Below are 19,436 nucleotides of genomic sequence, written 5' to 3'. Positions count from 1 at the left end.
GTGCTGATTTTGTAATACGTGAGATACAAAAGGAGAATTTGAAATGGGGAAACTTGATGGAAAAGTCGCAATCGTGACAGGAGCCGGGAGAGGGATAGGACGTGCCATTGCAGAGGCGTATCTGCAAGAGGGAGCATCAGTGACGATCATGGCCGCGCGAGAGCAGGCTGAGCTTGAGCAACTGACGCAGAAGTATCAAGCTGAACGTGTGCTGGCACTGCTGGCCGATGTAACGAAGCCTGAGGAATGTGAGCAGGTGGTGGATCAGACTATTCAGCGGTTTGGACATGTTGATATCCTGGTCAATAACGCGGGGCGAGGTATGAAGTATGTCAACCCCTCTTTTCTGATAGAGCCCACACGCTTTTGGGAGACAGAACCTTCTGTCTGGCAAATGATTATAGACACGAATGTCAATGGACCCTTCTATATGACGCGCGCTGTTGTGACCCGGCTGCTGGAGCAGCAACGTGAGGGGAGTATTATTAACATCAGTATGAACTATGAAGGGATGAAACGGCGCGGCTTTTCGCCTTATGGACCGTCGAAGGCAGCGCTTGAGTCTGCTTCAGCCATCTGGGCACAAGAGTTGATCGAGGCGCGTATTCGTGTCAATGTTCTGTTGCCGGGCGGTATCACCAGGACCGGTATGCTTCCTGCTGAGACGCCGATGGATGTTGTACTATCCAATCAGGCTCGGCTGCTTCAGCCTGAGATTATGCAGGCTCCGGCTGTGTTTCTCGCCTCAGATGATGCGCGTAAGCTAACTGGTCGTCGTTTAATTGCAGTGGAATGGAGCGCGGCGAAACCACAGGGACGCGCTATTGTGGAGGGAATAGGTTATCCTCAATGATGAGTAGACATAACTACGACTCTATTACCAGACTACATGTATTCAATGATGACCGTTATAAAGAACGACTTTTTGATCTATTGGAACGTGTCCGATTGCAAGTTCTTTAACTTGCTCTATTCCTGGGCCGGTCTGCACTCAGGGCGTTGGATGTGTGGCACTGTCTGATTGTGGACGGTGTCGAGGGAGAAGGGCCAGCAACGGTCCCTCTCCTTCGGCCTGCTTCCCTCTCTGATAGGCCTGTTCGTCTGAAAGGGAATGCGATAAAGGTCGGTCAGTGTTTTTTGACGAAAAGATACGACGTACCATATCACTGATAGAAAGCTAATGAGTTCACCAGGTTAGTACCAGCTCTTTGAGCATGAACAGACCGGATTACGCGTCCATTGCAGTCTTGCCTATTTCTACGGAAGCAGATAGATCTTACCCTTGTGGGAATGTCGCTTGCCGCATATGCCGAGAGAGAAACAGAAATCCGGTTATCAGAAGCAGGCCACTCCACACAATGCCCACGGTAGGCAAAATGCCCAGGTGCTCCAGGCTCAGCCCAAGTGCGGAGGAGCCTACAGTGAGTACGCTGAATAAGATCACGCGATAGATGCTACTGATGCGGCCTTGCAGGGCGTCTGGTACGACAGCGAAGCGATAACTGTCCATGAAGATAGCACGGATCGAGTCGGAGAGAGCGATACCCGCGAAGATGGCTCCCAGCAGCAGTGGCGTCGTGATGAAGCCATAGAGGGGCCAGAGCAACACGAACACCATCAGGGCACAACCCAACGCTGTGCCAAAGCGTATGTGCCGTTGCAATGGTGGGCTGAGCACCGTGCCAAGCAGGTTCCCGACGCCGCCACTTGCGACGATCAAGCCATAGAGCATGGACGGGATATGCTGCTGTTGCACAATGGTCAGGACGAGAAGCGCGCTGGCTGTTATGGTAAGGTTAAGATAGCTGGAAATCAGGAAAATCGAGCGCATAACCTTCTGCGACCATAGCCAGGTGAGCCCCTCGCGCACTTCTAAGAGCAGATGGTGACGCTCCGTCCTCCGTTCGTCTTGCATGGGTGAGCGTATGGAGAGCAATGAGATGAGCAAGACCAGAGAGGAAAGCGCATCTGTGATGAACGGGAGCAGCCGTGTGATGCTAAAGAGCCAGCTGCCCAGCGCGGGTCCGAACAGAGAGCAGGAGCTAACGATCAACTCGTTCTGTGCCACTGCTGTAGTGAGCTGGCTCTTTGGCACAACCCATGCCAGCGCTGCCAATTTGGCCAGCTCATAGAAAAGCGAAATGGCGCCCAGGCCAAAGGCTATGGCGTAGAGGAGAAACAGCCGTAGTGGTCCGCTGGTCAGGAATAACGCCAGGGGAATGCTTGCTACGCACATCATTAAGCAGAAGGTACAGAGAAGCATCACTCGTTTGCGTGGCCAGCGATCCACCAGTGCCCCGGCGGGGAGGCTCAGGAGAACGTAGGGAAGCTGTCCCAGGCTATATGCCAGCCCGGCAGCAGCGATCGAACGCGTCAGTCCCATAATGAGCAGTGGAAACGCGAACTGCGTGCAACTCGTGCCGAGTGAGGAGACGGCCTGACCGAACCAAAGCAAAAGATAGTCACGATTGCGCCAAAGGGAAATGGGTTGTTGTGGAATGATTTCCGTCTGTTTTGTAATAGGTGACATGCAGAAACCTCTTTAAAGGAAAAACAGGATTAGTGCGAAGACATTTGAAAGAAATGAGGAGACAGAAAGAGGAGATGAGGAACAGTCTGGCAATCTTTTGCATGAACATTGAACATGCGCTTTTTAACAGAGGAAAAACGACATAAACGAGGCTTGATTGGGAAAATCAGCGATGCACAACAAGCCTATGGTCCATACCTGACACCTCTTTGCCACGCTTCTCCATATCCGCTTTCGCACCATAGAATACTTGTTTTCCCATCTGTGTATTGTTGCTATCAATAAATAGTGTACACAGGTATTGCCCTCCGTTTAAGCTCGATATGCAGTGATAAGTGACTGTATCTTCCAGTGAAAGACGAGGGAATACATGGGAATATGTATGGTGATGTATGTCTCAGAAGATGAAACGGGATGGAGTTAGCGATGATCCGGCATACGTTGTCAGAACCTCCGTTAATTTTTGGTTGCTGGACTATTCTATGTGATAGTATGAAAATAGTCAAGAACTTTCTTGACTGGTGCGATGGGAATATTGTCCAACAGGCTCAAAAAACACCGATACTCAATCTCCATCTGAGGAGGAAGAGGTGCTGAATTCAACACAACTTTCCTTGTTTGTGGGAGTGGAACAGGAACTGTAGCCACTTTTTGCTGTTATATGGTACGTCCTGTTTTTTCGTCAGGATCGCACTGACGGGTCGAAAAATAGAAGCAACACCTCATGATGATCCAAAAAAGGCTGTACACCATGTCATGACGTAGAGTCAACTATGCTGCGATTTCTGACAATCACATTCAACGACATCGTCTTCTTTTTCGTGGTTGTAGCACTACCTGGCTGAACGATGATGGCCTCAGTAACTGCTCCTGAATCATCGTATGTGAACTCGTCATGGGAGCCGGGTAGTCTAAGGAACGAGTTCAGAAGCAGCTTGACCCGACATGGATATGCGTAACGCATGCTCGCTCCTGTCTTTTCATTTGTTTTGTTCATAACTCCATTCCCGATGATGGATGCCTTCGTTTTCACGTCCCCCACCATTCAAACCAGGCGTATAAGAAAGAACGACAGATACTCATTGTGAGTCACAACGCCAGCCTTGTCGTAGGAGCAGATTCCGAACAGATGATCGTGGGCAACAGGTGCGGGGTAGATCGGAAAAATCGTGGTAATAAAACGTTCGCTTCTCTCTGGAGCGAGTGAGGATAACAGATGAACGTCCAACAGGGTATATCTGCTCGGAATTTTTGGTATGAGCGTATATGCCATCGGCATTTTTGACAGTGACAAAGAAGGGTTTGAGGAGCGGAAGACAAGGAGAAGATATAATTCTTGGCACTCCCCTTCTTTTGATGCAGATGGAACGTGATGGGATTTTCTCTATCAAGAATCCCTCTTCTGCATGCTTCTCGAACTTCAGCCCTTGCTCCTGGATCACTGGCCGAAGCCCTCACCGTAACTGATCTCCGGCAGACACGTGATGATGCAGCAAGAACGCTTCGAGGAAGCAGGGTCTCTCTCGAATCTCAGTAGCGAGGTTTCCTCCTTCTGTTTCCTCTTTTATGTCCGTGCGATCCACGTGAAACCGCGACTTAGCGGAGTTCCTGGGCCAGCCCGATGAGAAGTCCTTCAGGTCCGCGGATGTAGCAGAGCCGATACACGTCTTGGTACTGGACCACTTCGCTGCTAACAAGCTCTGCGCCGTGCTTGCGGAGCCGGACAAGCGTATCATCGATGTCGTCCACAGCAAACATGATGCGTAGGTAGCCGAGAGCGTTAACCGGGGCATTCCGATGATCGGCGACCACAGGAGGCGTGATAAATCGCGAGAGTTCGAGCCGGCTGTGGCCGTCTGGTGTACGCATCATGGCGACCTCAACGCGCTGGTCACCTAGTCCAGTGACGCGCCCTGCCCACTCGCCTTCTGCCATGGCTCGCCCTTCGAGCTCGAGGCCGAGTTCAGTGAAAAAAGAGATAGCGGTATCGAGGGATTCCACCACGATACCGACGTTGTCCATTCGTTTCAATGCCATGGGTCCATTCTATAATATGTTCGTCCGTCCTGTCAACGAACCCAGACAGGAGGTCCATCAACAATCGGGAGCTAAGCTGCCGTTACGTTATATCCCGATGTTCTCTCGGTTGAAAGATACCTGTTGTCTCGGGCTTGTCGCTAATGGAAACACCTACCTGGAATGCTGCAGCTTACCAGGTGCTTGTTGATTTGCGCCAATCTGTTGGCAATTGATGACGGACTGCCGTTTTATCTTCCACTGAAGGCGGTTGGGATCACGGCGGGTGCGTTCCTCTTGTTGTTTATCGTGATTGCCCTTTCCACCTCTCTGCTGGTGAGAAAAGGAACCATTGCCGCGTTGGTCAAGTCCGAGGAGACTCCAAAGCCGGAGCCGAAAGCATCGATTTGGCTCGCTTTGCTTGCTGTCATATTAATCGGCTCAGGCTATGCTATGGCGTTTGTCTTTGCACTCAGGATGCTCTTTTCGTTTGCGCTTTTAGCGGCTGGCGTAGGGCTGGTCATTCTCGGTACGTATTTCCTGTTTACCCAGTTAAGCGTGTATGTGATTCGCGCCTTGAAACGGAACCAGCACGTTTTTTTCAGGAAAACCAATTTGCTGACCCTTTCCGAATTAACGTATCGGATGAAAGATAATGCAGTGATGTTTTTTCTGGTATCCATCATTTCCACAACCGCGTTTTCCGGTATCGGCACTACATTAGCGATCGGTGATCCGGGATTGGCTGTCATGTCCAATCCGTATGCTTTTACCTATTCATCTGGGATGGATAATCCGTTAAGAGAGCAGCGTGTACGAGAAATTGAAAACGAACTGACCAAGAACGGGTATCCCTATCGGGTTGGTTCTTATATCCCCGATTATACGGATGACGGTGCCACGCTCGTGAAGCTGAGCGATTATAACAATTTGCTTTATATACTTGGACACGGAACCGAAACATTATCCGATGAGGAGGCAATTGCGGCACCCACTTATGTTTCACAAAGAAACAATTTTCGCCTGTATGGATTTGGAAGCGATGTTATTCATGTATCAAGAGGAACACCTGTTTATACGCTGCACATCAAAAAAGCTGCCTCAGAGATCATTTTACCAAGTGAGGGAAGCAAGACATTTGTTGTCTCTGATGCGATGTATGGGAAATTATTTGGTGTGTAGGACAAGAGCACTTTGTCTATCCGTTATCACTATGTCGTAGACGGTTGGCAAAAAACGAAAGACGTATCGCAAAATTTGGTATAATCTATTAACTATAGTCGTCAAGCCGAGAGGTTGGACGCGCTGGTATTGGAATGGATTGCTGCAAGACAAAAGAACGGCATTTTACTCCTTGTGAGCGGATTAGTTGGGCTCGTCTTCTTTACATTTGCAGCAAGCTTTATCTATTTCAGATTGTATGCAGATTTGCAAAGGGATGAGCAGCAATATCAGATGATCGCCAAAGTAGGACTGAGTAGAAAAGAATTAAACAAAATCGTTACGCATCAATTGGTGTTGATGTTCTTCCTGCCAATCGCAATGGCCATTGTTCACAGCAGCGTCGCCTTTACCGCCCTGCAACAGCTTGTTGACTTTTCGCTCATGCAGCATACGATCAAGATCTTTCTCTTTTTCCTCTCCGTACTGACTGTGTTCTTTTTCGTCACGCGCTCGCGATATCTCGCCCGGTTGTACCATAAGCTGGTGTAACGCGATTGATTGGCGAGTATGGCTGGAAGGTTGTGACATGCACGACCGAAGGGGTGCCTCGCTTGAGACAGCCCCGTTTTTGCTCATACATCTATCAATCAGCCCGGACCAATCGTATGGATTTTATGTATGCAATTTTAATGAAGAAAGCGTCCTATCTGGAGTATCACTCCGTCTCCAGGCAACTTGAAAGGAGAATAGCAGATTTTGAGTGCATTGTAATATAGAAACTTCGTTGGCGGATATGACCGTGTCTTTCGAACGCACTGCATCTGTTGAGACGAAGTGGACAGCCGTCCATCGGCGCACACAGCATTTGCTGACTCAGGTGTCCGCCTGAAGAAGTTGGGGAGAATCAGGAGAATCTCTCTGTGCCCCCCTTCTTTGGTCGATGTATACAGGGGTTGCAGATCATCCGTTCAGTGCGTCTCTCCATCACCCGTGGGGTATGATGATTCTGAATCAAAGATCACGGTTTCCTGACCTACCTCTACTTCGCTGTACTTGAGGCCGCCCAGGCGTTCGTAAACATGCAGAACTGCACCAGTTGTGTTCAGTTGTGTATCAACAAGGCGAAAACTGCGCGGGATCGTACCTCCCTCAAACAGACGCTTCCCAGTACCGAGAACAACAGGAAACTGCCAAATACGAAGGATATCAACGAGATCGTGCTGAAGGAGGGTTTGGATGAGGTTGCCGCTACCATGGACCTGAATCTCTTCGCCATCTTGTGCCTTGAGTTTCGTAACCTCCTGGACAACGTCGCCCTTGAGCAGGATGGAGTTGTTCCAGTTGACCGTACGGAGTGTCCCGGATGAGACGAACTTTGGCCTTATGTTGAGTGGTTCTTCCGGATCGGTGGACTTGGGCCAGGAGCCGGCAAACACCTCATAGGTTTTGCGTCCGAAGGCAGCATGCGACGCGAGGGCTGGGTGGGAAACGCCTCGCGGGGCGGCCGATTGCCGCAGGCGCGTCACGGCTTCGGGAGCTGCTCATTGGAGTGGCGCTACATCGTCTTCTTTTTCGTGGTTATAGCATCACCTGGCTGAACGATGGTGGCTTCAGTAACAGCTCCTGACTCATTGCTCCAGGGTGTGGGATAACTATGGATTGATTTTTAGAACGAACGTTAAACCAGGGTGGCCAGCGACGGCGGTTATAGTCCAACCCAGGCTCTCGGCTAATTCTCTTACAATTGCTAAGCCAAGTCCAAGGCCACCGGTAGCTCTGCTGCGAGATTCATCTACTCTATAAAAGCGCTCGAACAGGTAGGGCAAGCTTTCTGACGGTACCCCCTTCCCGTTGTCTGAAAACAGAAGTGTGTGTGCAGTAGCTTTAATGATGACTTCTGATGCCTGTGAATAACGCAAAGTATTTTGCATGAGATTTATAAGGATCTGTTGAAGTGCGCCACGGTTTGTATGGAGTATATAGTCCTCTGCGATATGGAGCTTCGCAGTTATTCCTTTTTGCTTGAGATTGAAGCTGAACTGATGAATGAGCTCCTCACAGAACTGCCTCAAGTGTATATCTTCGGTCTCGCCAGTATAGGGCATGCGTGCTTTTGTATATGCGCCCAACTGCCGTACTAGCTCCGCAAGCCGCTCAGCTTGATCCTTGAGAGTGGCTATTCGTTCCTCTGTCATAGGATATTTGCCTTCTTGCATAGCGGTGAGTTGTCCAATCATCGTCGTCAGGGGCGTATTCAGCTCATGCGAGGTATCTGAAACTAAGTCTTTGCGGAGCTTTTCTTCGTGGCGTAATCGATTGATGAGATTGTTGAACTTCAGAAAGACTTCGTCAAATTCACGAATGCCCATTGACTGTAGCTGGACTGTATAATTGCTTTGTTCCAGGGAGGCTATGGCCTCTTTAAATTGGCGCAACGGCTGTCGTATAAAACGCGCCGCAAGCAAACCAAGGACTAAAGGAGTGCCGAGTGCAATCAGCACATATACAACCAGCGCTACCACGGAATTTCGTTCCCCCCCAATCCTAATCCTTCGAGCGAGAAGTTCGTTTGCAACAGGGATTAAGATGAGTGTAATTGGTCCTGATGCAAGTATAAGTGCAGCAATACGGGTACTGATCCGGTTAAACAGGTTCCTTTTAAAGATTCTGAGGACCACTGTTACGACTATCGCTACAATGGTAGCGATAGTAAAGATGTATAAAGGGAAGGTGAAAAGGCCCAGGTCTATCATTTCTCTGGTTCTCCGATGAAGCGATAGCCACTACCGAATACTGTTTCTATAAATTGTGGTTTTTTCGGATCTGTCTCAATTGACTGGCGCAGTGCTTTTATGTGGGCATCAATGGTGCGGTCATAGACAAAATGACTTGAAGGGTCGTTATAAATTTGATTGACAAGTTGCGCCCTTGAAAGTACCGCGCGAGGATGGGAAGCAAGTGCCAGCAAGAGATTGAATCGCGTCGTGGTAAGCGTGATAGACTTACCATCTTTAATGACCGACATGGTTTCAGGATCGATAACCAGACCCTTAAAGTGTAGTCGCCTTGTCCTCTTGTGTCTGCGCAAGAGCGCTTGCACGCGTGCAACCAGGACGTTTGGATTGAATGGCTTTTTGATGTAATCGTCGGCGCCCATGGAGAGCCCTTTGACCTCGTCTTCATCACTATCGCGGGCGGTGACGATAAGGATTGGTATGGTGGAGGTAGTTCGGATAATTTTGCATAGATCTAACCCGCTCACCTTTGGCAGGTTAATATCAATGATTGCGAGATCGGGTGTATGCTCCACAAACAGTTCGAGCGCAGCGTGACCATCTGCCGCCTCGATTGTTTCGTATCCAGCATCACGCAGGTATGTCACTTCAAACTCACGAATCGGTGCCTCGTCTTCAATAACCAAAACTTTCATATGTCCAGTGTCCCACCTGATTAATCTTTACAATGAGAAGCATAGCTGCAAGTTGTGAAAATGATATGAAACGGTAGGATCGTTTGTCAACAACGAGGAGATGGCGCATTGTTAGGCACCCTGATATTGTGGTTTCCCGTGCCGGTGTGGCCTCAATCTGTGAGCTGAGTGCGCTGCCCGTATCGGCAATCCTTATTGCGCGTAGTAAATACATGTATGTTGAACACGTCGGGCAAATGTTCAGCGGCAAAGCCATTGATCGTTTGAGACCGCCTGCTTTCTCAATTCATGATGGATCGTTTTTGTAATTTCAACGGCACTGAGAGATCTCCTATTCACTTCTTTTAGAGAAAAGAGGTAGAAGCAGCAAACACTCCTGCTGGTTCAGGGCATTATGTGATCTGATCTCGCTCGACTCGCTTGTGTGGACTGGTGCTGATGCAGCTCTAAGTGGTACTGCTTCGCCTCCGCTTGAATTGACAAAAGTAGTACGCAAACGTTCGTAAAGGGTGTGGTTTTCAGGCGATCAATTGCTGAACGTTCATGATAGGGCCTGATGTGCTGCCCACATTTCGCGCCGATTTTGGCGCTCCATTAGCGCTTATTGCCTGAGCTACGGCTATTCATCTGGGATTGGGATCGATCAATCATAAGCGTATTTCTCTGTTAGCAAATCAACGTATGTCTCATTGATCTCTTTCGGTGGTACATTTGCCATGCGTGGATTTGAGATCAATGCGGGCCACTATTTTCTATCTTTTGTGATGCTCCTCTATCCATACAAAAATGAATATGTTCTGATTTCCTGGAAGCTCTCTGTGAGCAGGCGTGACAAAAAGAGCATCGCGGTACTGCAATATGCTTCCTTCAAATGATGTGATCTATTGTAGTCGTACAATCCGGGTTACTATCGAACTTCATTTGTTTTGCTCATCTGTCGACCAAAATGCAAATTCCTCTCCCGGCGAAGGCTGCGGCAAATCTGTCGTAGGGAATTACGGCATTTTCCTGTAGCTCTGGAAATCTTCCAGATGGATTGTGAATCAGAAGCGTTTGACACTTCTGATTTGACCATTCAAACCCATGCACAAGGACAACATGTCCCCCTTTATGGGTAATAGGAGTGTCATTGTGTTCACCAATTTCGTCACTAACGGAAGCAATAACGAGCGCTCCTGTAAGGAGCAAAGAACAGATCTTCTCAATAGAGAGAGTCCTATAAACTCGTCCCTTGATATCATAGGACTGTCCTACATTTACCAGTGGTTGATAGATCCATCCGAAGTTGACTAACTCACCCTGTTCGTTGTGAATGATATATCCACCTTCAGCAAGTCCTTGCCTGATAAGCTCGATCATGCTTGGGGGGTGTTTCGGCCTCGCCAGGGTTTCAATGCACATTTTTAAGCAAGCAATTGCGCAAGACCGAGAGCACCAAAAACAATATTCTTCAACGTCTTCAGTTCCAAATTCACGCCAACGCGGATCCTGTCTTCCATCAAAATGCTCATGACAATACGAATAAATGAGTTCAGGACTGGCAAATTGTGCGCAGTAAGAGATTTTTTGGGGATAACAATACCTGCCAGATAAGGACACATCAGATAATGTGCCAGCTAACGTATTCCATTCCATGTGAAGCTACAGCCTTTCATTTTTCTAAGGATAGAACTTGTGCTAGATGTGACCTATTAACAAACGTCTTTACCAAATGTTCGCACTTCGTACCAGGTTCGATTTGCCATGTGGCAACAAGATACAGATGAGCATCTGCCTTTTTATGTCCTGCATCTCGTTTGCACAATAGCTTTTTCTGCCATATCTGACCGGTTGCTTGTACGCGCAGATTCGCGTAAGGAGCTTGTTGAGACAGCTGAGAGCCTATATACCTGTTGTGGTGTTGCCCTTTCTATTCTTTCTCATTGGTTTTAGCTACCAGATCAACTCCATTTCTGCCAGAGTAGTCACAAGTCCCGCCATCTCGTAAAAGGGTCTACCACTTGCTATCGTATGAAGCCAAAGCCGCTGCTCTTCGCAAAAGAGCAGCTTTCTTGTGGCAACGCAGCCGTCAGTTCCTGCCCACCCGGGAAGCATATATATTCAAGATAGATGCTTCCTTACCCGAGAGGTTGTCGGGAAGCAGGTGGTCTTTCAAAGAGCACGATTCGGCTGGTAGTGACTATATAAGGATCGCTTGCTGCTACCCAGGCGAGAAATGGTTCCTGTAATTCGCCAGAGAGAGATTATGCTTCTGGTGGTGCGATAATCTCTGCGGGCCAATCTTCCACCAGTGTTGGGTCTCCTGTTTCGCGAATGGCGGCCAGGATTTCAACGAGTAAGGCCGTCTGAGCAACAGTTTGACCATCTGTACGTGCTATAGCCAGTTCTCCTTCTCTTTGTAGCTTCAGCGCCTCCTGACGAATTTTAAGACGTGTATTTTCATGGGCTATATTGCTTTCATCAAGACTCATGGCCCCGAAGGTTGCGTAATCGAGTCCGGCAGTAGCTGCTCCCATTTGAGACTCGGGTGCGTTGAAGTGCCACCATTCTGCAAAGTAGGGCTGGAAGCCAGCCTGCGTCATAATCCAGAATAGGAATCGACGATTGTTGCAGGCCAGCATATCGCTCTCTGTCAAGATCTCCCCGGCGGCAATTTTAGACTCATAATATGCCAGAGCGGACTTTTCACCCCCATGATCAAAGGCAGTACCAAAATCGAGCATTTTGGCATGGCGTCTCATGATTGCTGACAGCCGCATTTCCATGCCAACCCGCTTTGCGCCATCTAGATTGACATCGGTAAGGAGGGAACGAATTTGAAGCAACTCCTCTTCATGCGCCTGGTCCAGTTTTACAATCGCTACATCTACCGACCCACCTGTATTATGTGGAAAAGGTCGAGTCAGATCCATCGATGGAAGCGAAACATATTTTTGAGTTTCAGTCTCCAGTGTCTCGTTATCCATATCTGGATATTTTTCTCTGAGTTTTTGCTTATAGAAATCATGAAGCGACTTCTGCACCTGATAAGGCCTGTAAGCATCGAATACTAGCAGATGATGACCAGCTGGTAAGAGTTGCTCTGCAACTAACAAACGACGAACAACTGACTGACGAGCAAAAAGTGTTAGCAGGCTACCCTCTAATTTATTTCTATGCTCTGCATAAGGTGAGTTACTATGTTCACCAAAATAGATAGAGGATGTCATTAAAAATTCAGCTTCCTGCGATAAGGGTCCTAATGGGATTAATGGATCGAGGCCGTCGTCCTCTCTGAGAGGAATATCTTCCCACCCTTGAACTTGACCGGCGTCAAGAGGAATTGCTGGATATATTTCATTTTTTTCGACTATGACCATGAAACGTATGCTCCTTCTATCCACAGGGAGGTCATTAACGTATGTTCTTTCTATCCACCAGGATGCCGTTCAGGTGTGAAAATGATATGAAATTTCCATTTAGCCGTACTTGATGGATACATTTCAGGCACCATCCTGGAGGGTGTGTAGAGATTTGGCCTGTCCAGAGAAAGGGAAATGAGGAGATACTACAGGCATAAATCATGCAAAACGCTCCATTTTTAAATGTGGAAGAAGTGGTTCAAATGCTAATCGGAGTGGCTCCGGGTGTAAGTCAGCCAATCGTCTCAACCAAACACTGGCTGAATGATTTGAGGCCTGGCATCAGCGTCTATCGCAGGCCCATTGAAGTATTCTCTACCTTGATGGGGTTCATTCCGCCGTGCATCATGGAGATCAAATCGATCCCACCATCATGTTAACAGCGCTGAGTGTCGACCAGGAGGTCCTGTTTACGAGACTGGACCGGCCTTTGTGAGGAGCGAGAGTGATCTTTCTCTGATCAATTATGGATCTGTGTCTGAGGGATTTTGTCTTTCCACAACTATCGGAATGGTGCCTTTCATATCATTTTCACAACTTGCAGCTACGCTTCCCATTGTAGAGATGAAAACGTAAGTAAAAACGAAACAGGGTGTATAAATCATGGCGAAAATGGGAATTACAATTTATGGATGCGAGCAGGACGAGGCCGTTTCGTTCCGAGAGATGGCGCCTCGTTTTGGTATTATGCCAACTATCACAGCGGCACCGGTATCTGAAGCCAATATTGAGCTGGCATTTGGGAATCGATGCATCAGTGTCAGCCATAAAACTCAAATCACAAATTCCATTCTTCGGGCGCTTAGTCAGGCCGGTGTAGCGTATATCTCCACAAGAAGTACTGGATGTAACCATATTGACGTAGATTTCGCGCAGAGCGTTGGTATCTCTGTTGAAAATGTCGTGTATTCGCCCGATAGCGTAGCTGATTACACGCTCATGTTGATGCTGATGGCGGTGCGAAATGCAAAATCCACTATCAGCCGTGCAGAAATCCACGATTTCCGATTGAATGACGTACGTGGGAAAGAATTACGGGATATGACTGTTGGGGTAATTGGGACAGGACGTATCGGTGTAGCAGTAATGGGACGGCTGCGGGGCTTTGGCTGCCACATATTAGCCTATGACCATCGTCCCAAAACCTCTGCCAACTACGTTCCGCTTGATGAATTGTTACAGCAGAGCGATATTGTAACACTCCATACACCACTTAACTCGGATACAAACCACCTTTTGAATCGTCAACGGATCCAGCAAATGAAGGACGGCGCGTTCATTATCAATACTGGACGCGGTTCACTTGTTGATACCGAGGCTCTTATTCCTGCGCTGGAAAGCGGGAGATTAGGCGGTGCAGCGCTGGATGTCCTCGAAGGAGAGGAAGGAATATTCTATGCTGACTATAGAAACAAACCCATTGAAAACAAACTGTTGTTGCGGTTACAAAAATTACCAAATGTGCTTATTACTCCGCATACTGCCTATCACACAGATCACGCTCTGAGAGATATTGTTGAAAATACTCTTATCAATTGCCTGAAGTTTGAAAGGGAACTACCATATCTGGGGACACCACCCAGTACTAAAATGGTTATTTAGAGAGGAGAAAAAAAAGAGCATGGAGAGGTTGAAAGTTGCAATTATATTCGGAGGCTGTTCCGAAGAACATTCCATCTCCGTTAAATCTGCGCAAGAGGTTGCAAAACACCTCGATATCAAAAAGTATGAACCGTTCTATATCGGGATTACGAAGGGCGGCGCCTGGAAGCTTTGTGACGGTCCTGGCGCAAATTGGGAAAACAATAATTGCCGTCCGGCTATGCTGTCACCGGATAGAAGCGTCCACGGATTGCTTGTTTTGGAACAGGGACAATACGAAACGATCCGTTTGGATATAGTGCTTCCCGTTCTGCACGGTAAACTCGGCGAGGATGGTGCGATTCAGGGTTTGTTGGAGCTTTCCGGCATCCCCTATGTAGGCTGCGATATCCAAAGTTCTGCTCTGTGTATGGACAAATCCCTTGCTTATATCGTCGTTAGAAACGCAGGAATTGCCACGCCGAATTTCTGGATTGTCACAGCGGACAAAGACATTGACGCCAACCGGCTTCCTTATCCCGTCGTTGTAAAGCCTGCCCGTTCGGGGTCATCTTTCGGCGTTAGCAAAGTATCTCGAAAAGAAGAATTGCAGAGCGCGGTGGAAACTGCAAGGCAATATGACTCGAAGGTGCTGATCGAAGAGGTTGTCGTTGGTAGCGAGGTGGGATGTGCGATATTAGGGAACGATCAGGATTTGATCGTAGGCGAGATAGATCAAATTCGTCTCTCTCACGGCTTTTTCAGAATTCATCAGGAGAATAACCCTGAAAGCGGTTCCGAAAACTCAACAGTAATCGTCCCCGCTGACATTTCGGCAGAGGCGCGCTTGCGCGTTCAGCAGACGGCAAAAGCTATATATCGCGCCCTGGGATGCAGGGGACTTTCGCGCGTAGATATGTTCTTGAAGGAAGATGGGGAGGTAGTACTTAACGAGGTTAATACGTTGCCCGGTATGACTTCATACAGCCGTTATCCGCGAATGATGGCGGGCGCAGGGTTATCATTTGCCGAAGTGATTGACCAGATGGTGTCGTATGCATTGAAGGGAAAAGATGATGAGCAATGACAACAGAGCAGTAACAATTCGCCTTGCCTGCCAGGGTGATGCAGAACAGTTAGCACACTTGTGTGAACAGCTAGGATACCCTGTTACCGAAGAGCATCTCTCGCGTCGGCTAACTCCGCTTCTGCTGCAAAGTGATCATGCACTCTTTGTGGCAGAACGTCCAGACGGACATCTGCTCGGGTGGGTCCATGTCTATCGCTGCTTCCTCATCCATACGGACCCGGAGGCGCAAATTGGGGGACTGGTGGTGGATGCAGTCGTTCGTCGCAGCGGTGCAGGCCGCCGTCTCCTGCAAGCAGCAGAACAGTGGGCGCGCGAGCAGGGATGTTGGAGCATTTATTTACGCTCGCATGTAACCCGAACCGATGCCCACCAGTTCTATCACATGATGGGGTACGAAACCGTCACTTCATCCGTGTTTCGGAAGCGTTTATGAGAGACGAGCCGCATCCAGGCAAGACCGATGGATGCTGACATGCTGAGAGGCGCAAGCTTTAAGGCCTTAACCTGGTTCCATTTGCAGATTTTTCACAAAACAGTTTGAGAGAGGTGATCTTTATGCCGTTTTTTCTTTCTTTCGGTTTGCTTTTATGATATTCAAGATCTTTTCAACAATTTTTGGAAGAGAAGATATGCTTTGAGGTGCTAAATGCATGGCGGAGGAAATAGGTATTGCATGCCAGGGTGTAATCTTGTTATTTTTAAATAGCAAAGGATGCAATAGGATGTTTACCAAAAAGCGGCAGAAGGCCCCTGGCTTCAGCCAAGGGGATGGATGGCGCAGGAAGCAAGCAGCGGCAGGACGTTCCCCTTCGCTTGACAGAAGACAATCGTTGTGTTAGGATACGCGAAGATAGTGAGGACGAACAAGGAGCAAGGGATGCTGATCTCCGAATACAAGCTCGATGGGTCGAAGGCGCAATTCGCCGCCATCGAGGAAGCCATCCGCACCACCCAGTTCATTCGCAATACGTGCCTGCGCCTCTGGATGGATGCACGTGGCGTCTCCAGGAATGATCTGCAGCGGTATTGTGCTGTGCTCGCCAGACAGTTCCCTTTTGCGCTCTCCCTCAACTCGCAGGCCCGGCAAGCTGCCGCTGACCGGGCGTGGGCTGCCATCTCCCGCTTCTATGAGCATTGCAAGAAGAAGAAACCAGGAAAGAAGGGCTCTCCTCAGTTCCAGCACGATTGTCGCAGTGTCGAGGACAAGCAGACGGGCTGGAAGCTGGATCCTGATGGGGTACACATTCGGTTCACAGATGGCTGTGGCATTGGCCGGCTGCGCCTCATCGGCTCGCGTGATATCATGGCCTTTCCCCTCTCACAGATCAAGCGGGTACGACTGCTCCGGCGGGCCGATGGGTATTATTGCCAATGTGCGGTGGCGGCCACGCGACGCGTTGAGCATCAGCCCTCTGGCAAGCAGGTGGGCATTGATCTGGGGCTGCGTGCCTTCTTCACTGACTCCGAAGGCAACACCGTGGCTCCTCCTCAGGATCTCCGCAAGGCGGAACGGCGGCTCAAGCGGCTGCATCGTCGGCTCTCGAAGACGCAGAAGCGCAGCCGCAATCGGCGCAAAGCCCGTCAAGCCCTCAGCAAAGCGTATCTCAAGGTGCAACGGCAGCGCGAGGATGTCGCCAGAAAGCAGGCGAACGCGCTTGTCTCGTCTCACGACGTGATTGCCTACGAAGCCTTGCAGATCCGTCATCTCGTCAAGAACCGTCATCTGGCCAAGAGCATTTCTGATGCGGCGTGGGGTCGCTTCCTCTGGTGGGTGAATTACGATGGCACGCTGCATCGTGTTCCGGTGATCGGGGTGGAACCGGCCTTTACAACTCAGAACTGTTCTCGTTGTGGGCAGCGGGTCAAGAAGAGCTTGAGTATGCGTACGCATCTGTGTCCTCACTGTGGGCTGCTCCTCGACCGCGATCACAATGCCGCCTTGAATATCTTGCACAAAGCGCTACAGGGTACCGTCGGGCAGACGGGAACCGACGAGGGTGTCTCGTCGAACGCTTCTGGACAGCCTGCCGCTACGCGTCGTCGCACTGCGGCGCCGCGCAAGCAGGCTGGATGAAGGAAGAATCCCCGCCCTTCTGGCCTGGGGAGTGTCAATCTTAATGATCTACTACAAGGTAATGCGGATGACGCTGTCAGGCCCAGGCTGCTCAGTAGCGTGCCACCCGATGCCGAGCTTGTCTTTCGCTCGGCCCATCATGACAGCCGCCTGATCATGCCCGGCGACCTCTTTATTGCTCGCAAAGGAGCAAACAGTGACGGGCACCACTTCATTTCTGCTGCTGCTCGTGCAGGCGCGCTGGCCGCTCTTTGCAGTGCACCAGCCAGTGACGTGCCTCCTGATTTCCTACAGATCATCGTTCCCGACGTTCTTTCTGCCCTTCACGCCACAGCTCGCGCACGTACCCAACGTCAGGAAGACACCATCCGCATAGGTATTACCGGGAGCAATGGTAAAACAAGCACAAAAGATGCGGTAGCCGCCGTGCTTAGCCATAAAGCTCCCACCTTGAAAACCTATGCATCATATAACCACGAGCTTGGCTATCCCATCACGCTCCTCCGCCTGGAGCCACAACACCGCTATGCTGTGCTGGAGATGGGAGCTCAACGGGTCGGCGAGCTAACCTGGCTCTGCAATTCCATCGCCAGCCCCCACTGGTCTATCATTACCACTGTCGGCGCCGCTCATCTTGAATACTTTGGCACACAGGAACGCGTCGCCATCGCCAAAAGCGAGTTGGTGCAGGTTCTCACCCCTGACGGTTTCGCCATTCTTAACTATGATGATGAACTTGTTCGCGCTATGGCGGCGAAAACGCAAGCACACATTCTCTACTATGGCACAGGTGAAGGGGCTACAGTACGTGCCAGTAACATAGGCGGTGATACCCTCTTCGGGCATAGCTTCACGCTGCACTATCATGATCAACAGCGGCCCGTTCAGCTTCGTCTTCCTGGAGAACACGGTGTCACCATCGCCCTCGCAGCGGCAGCAGCTGGCTGCGCGGCAGAGATGTCATTGGACGATATCGCCTCGGCCCTGGAAGATCTCTCACCTGCACCAGGACGCTGCGAAATCAAGCCCGGTCCCAACAACAGTATCCTCATCGATGATAGCTATAACGCTAATCGTCAGTCGATCATCGCCATTGCCAGTGCTATGTACAATACAAGCCAGGCTCCTAAGGGGAAGCGTTGGGCCATTCTGGGCGATATCTTCCAGCTAGGTACCTATGCACACACCGAGCACTCCGCTTGCGGCTCCTCCCTGGCTGGTCTTGTGGACTATCTAATTGCCATTGGTGATCAGGCCCGTTTCTATGTTGAGGGCGCTATCTCCTCGGGTATGCCAGAAAAGAACGCCTACTACTTTAGCGCTGACGTAAACAATAGTGCGGAATTAGAAGCTGCCAAACGTACCGCCGCCGATTTCCTTAAACATGAGGTACGACCAGGTGATTTCGTACTCCTTAAAGGATCACGCGGCATGAGGATGGAAACTATGCTTGCAATGCTCTCGTCTGAGTAGAGAGAAAGGATCCTGCTCATATCACAGGAACAGAGCCGTGCTTTTCTCCTCTCTAAGCGTTGAACAAGAATGCCTGTAGGAGCAGGAGGTTTTGTAAGATGGGACAAGAGATGGGGATGTGTCCATTATAACATGTCAATGGTAAAAGGCAGAGGCCAAATGGCGTGTGTCTCAACAGGTACTTCCTGGGAGGAGAAAGCGTCTGGCAAAGCACCTGACAACATGGGGGATCGTTTATAAGATGAGCGTAAGTACCCATGAGAGAAAGGAAGTCCTGGTAGGAGAGGCGTGACAGTGTATTTGGCTCTCTGCTTCTCCTCCTGGAGCGGTGCACCATTCCCGCATTGTTCGTCCAAGAGGAGAGCCATAGTCTGAGTTTGGTTGCTGTATGAGTGGCGTTGGAGGCCCAGGGAAAACTGTATGAAGCATCACTCCTACCGGTTTTGCCACGCAGAATATTTACTCTGCTATATCTCAAACACCCTGACATTTTATACTATGATATTCAGCATTTTTTATTTTGTTTTTGTCTGTTCTATCCAGAAGAAAGTGGTATAGCGAGAAGCTTGAGTTTTGTTACCCTCTGGCATACTGAGAGAAATGAATGATATAGAAACCGCGACGGATGATACAGAGCAAAAATGTGGCATGAGCTCAAGCTAGATATGCAATAGCCA

15 protein-coding genes and 1 pseudogene are annotated in these 19,436 nt (G+C 49.4%); 9 read left to right on the top strand and 7 right to left on the bottom strand.

Annotated elements, in window-relative coordinates; translation table 11 throughout:
• Positions 1–43 precede the first annotated feature (43 nt).
• Positions 44–853: an SDR family NAD(P)-dependent oxidoreductase gene (locus KTH_RS00285; RefSeq protein WP_497615738.1), complete on the top strand. Its 810-nt coding sequence runs from the start codon at positions 44–46 to the stop codon at positions 851–853.
• Between the two features lie 423 nt (positions 854–1,276).
• On the opposite strand, the gene KTH_RS00280 is transcribed toward KTH_RS00285, so the two are convergent.
• On the bottom strand, positions 1,277–2,530 hold the full coding sequence (locus tag KTH_RS00280; RefSeq protein ID WP_497615737.1) for an MFS transporter: 1,254 nt from the start codon (positions 2,528–2,530) through the stop codon (positions 1,277–1,279).
• A 1,596-nt stretch (positions 2,531–4,126) separates the two neighbouring features.
• Positions 4,127–4,567: a VOC family protein gene (locus KTH_RS00275; protein ID WP_497615736.1), complete on the bottom strand. Its 441-nt coding sequence runs from the start codon at positions 4,565–4,567 to the stop codon at positions 4,127–4,129.
• Between the two features lie 162 nt (positions 4,568–4,729).
• Here KTH_RS00275 and KTH_RS00270 point away from each other — a divergent pair, with 162 nt between their 5' ends.
• Positions 4,730–5,728: a hypothetical protein gene (locus KTH_RS00270; protein ID WP_497615734.1), complete on the top strand. Its 999-nt coding sequence runs from the start codon at positions 4,730–4,732 to the stop codon at positions 5,726–5,728.
• A 90-nt stretch (positions 5,729–5,818) separates the two neighbouring features.
• Positions 5,819–6,259: pseudogene (locus KTH_RS00265) on the top strand (ABC transporter permease); the annotation flags it as partial.
• Positions 6,260–6,678: 419 nt separating this feature from the next.
• On the opposite strand, the gene KTH_RS00260 reads toward KTH_RS00265, so the two are convergent.
• The 3 genes from KTH_RS00260 to KTH_RS00250 all read right to left on the bottom strand — a co-directional run bounded on the left by KTH_RS00260 (position 6,679) and on the right by KTH_RS00250 (position 9,140).
• Positions 6,679–7,146: a dihydrofolate reductase family protein gene (locus KTH_RS00260; RefSeq protein ID WP_497615733.1), complete on the bottom strand. Its 468-nt coding sequence runs from the start codon at positions 7,144–7,146 to the stop codon at positions 6,679–6,681.
• Positions 7,147–7,362: 216 nt separating this feature from the next.
• Positions 7,363–8,232 (bottom strand): sensor histidine kinase, encoded by an 870-nt coding sequence (locus KTH_RS00255; RefSeq protein ID WP_497615732.1) that lies wholly within the window; start codon positions 8,230–8,232, stop codon positions 7,363–7,365.
• Between the two features lie 227 nt (positions 8,233–8,459).
• A complete protein-coding gene (locus KTH_RS00250; protein WP_497615730.1) occupies positions 8,460–9,140 on the bottom strand; it encodes a response regulator transcription factor in 681 nt (226 codons plus the stop codon).
• A gap of 83 nt (positions 9,141–9,223) precedes the next feature.
• Between KTH_RS00250 and KTH_RS00245 the strand changes: the two genes are divergently transcribed.
• On the top strand, positions 9,224–9,448 hold the full coding sequence (locus KTH_RS00245) for a glycosyltransferase (RefSeq protein ID WP_497615728.1): 225 nt from the start codon (positions 9,224–9,226) through the stop codon (positions 9,446–9,448).
• Between the two features lie 622 nt (positions 9,449–10,070).
• Here the strand turns inward: KTH_RS00245 and KTH_RS00240 are convergent.
• Together KTH_RS00240 and KTH_RS00235 are read right to left on the bottom strand one after the other, a co-directional pair.
• Entirely contained in the window at positions 10,071–10,775 is a 705-nt protein-coding gene (locus KTH_RS00240) for a C39 family peptidase (RefSeq protein WP_497615726.1), read from the bottom strand.
• A gap of 608 nt (positions 10,776–11,383) precedes the next feature.
• Complete coding sequence (locus tag KTH_RS00235; RefSeq protein ID WP_497615724.1) at positions 11,384–12,499, bottom strand: M15 family metallopeptidase; 1,116 nt, start codon at positions 12,497–12,499, stop codon at positions 11,384–11,386.
• Between the two features lie 645 nt (positions 12,500–13,144).
• Here KTH_RS00235 and vanH point away from each other — a divergent pair.
• The 5 genes from vanH to KTH_RS00210 all read left to right on the top strand — a co-directional run bounded on the left by vanH (position 13,145) and on the right by KTH_RS00210 (position 18,759).
• Positions 13,145–14,143: a D-lactate dehydrogenase VanH gene (gene vanH, locus KTH_RS00230; protein ID WP_497615723.1), complete on the top strand. Its 999-nt coding sequence runs from the start codon at positions 13,145–13,147 to the stop codon at positions 14,141–14,143.
• A 19-nt stretch (positions 14,144–14,162) separates the two neighbouring features.
• Positions 14,163–15,209 carry a D-alanine--(R)-lactate ligase gene (gene vanA / locus KTH_RS00225; RefSeq protein ID WP_497615721.1) on the top strand — a complete coding sequence of 349 codons (1,047 nt, stop codon included), beginning with the start codon at positions 14,163–14,165 and terminating at the stop codon, positions 15,207–15,209.
• Positions 15,196–15,645 carry a GNAT family N-acetyltransferase gene (locus tag KTH_RS00220; protein WP_497615719.1) on the top strand — a complete coding sequence of 150 codons (450 nt, stop codon included), beginning with the start codon at positions 15,196–15,198 and terminating at the stop codon, positions 15,643–15,645. The genes vanA and KTH_RS00220 overlap by 14 nt, the downstream gene beginning before the upstream one ends.
• A 444-nt stretch (positions 15,646–16,089) precedes the next feature.
• Entirely contained in the window at positions 16,090–17,286 is a 1,197-nt protein-coding gene (locus KTH_RS00215) for an RNA-guided endonuclease InsQ/TnpB family protein (RefSeq protein WP_497615717.1), read from the top strand.
• Between the two features lie 99 nt (positions 17,287–17,385).
• Positions 17,386–18,759, top strand: a complete 1,374-nt coding sequence (locus KTH_RS00210; protein WP_497615715.1) for a UDP-N-acetylmuramoyl-tripeptide--D-alanyl-D-alanine ligase — start codon at positions 17,386–17,388, stop codon at positions 18,757–18,759.
• Positions 18,760–19,436 lie beyond the last annotated feature (677 nt).

The sequence above is a fragment of the Thermosporothrix sp. COM3 genome (genome assembly GCF_059696735.1).
This window is presented reverse-complemented; position numbering and strand designations above follow the sequence as displayed.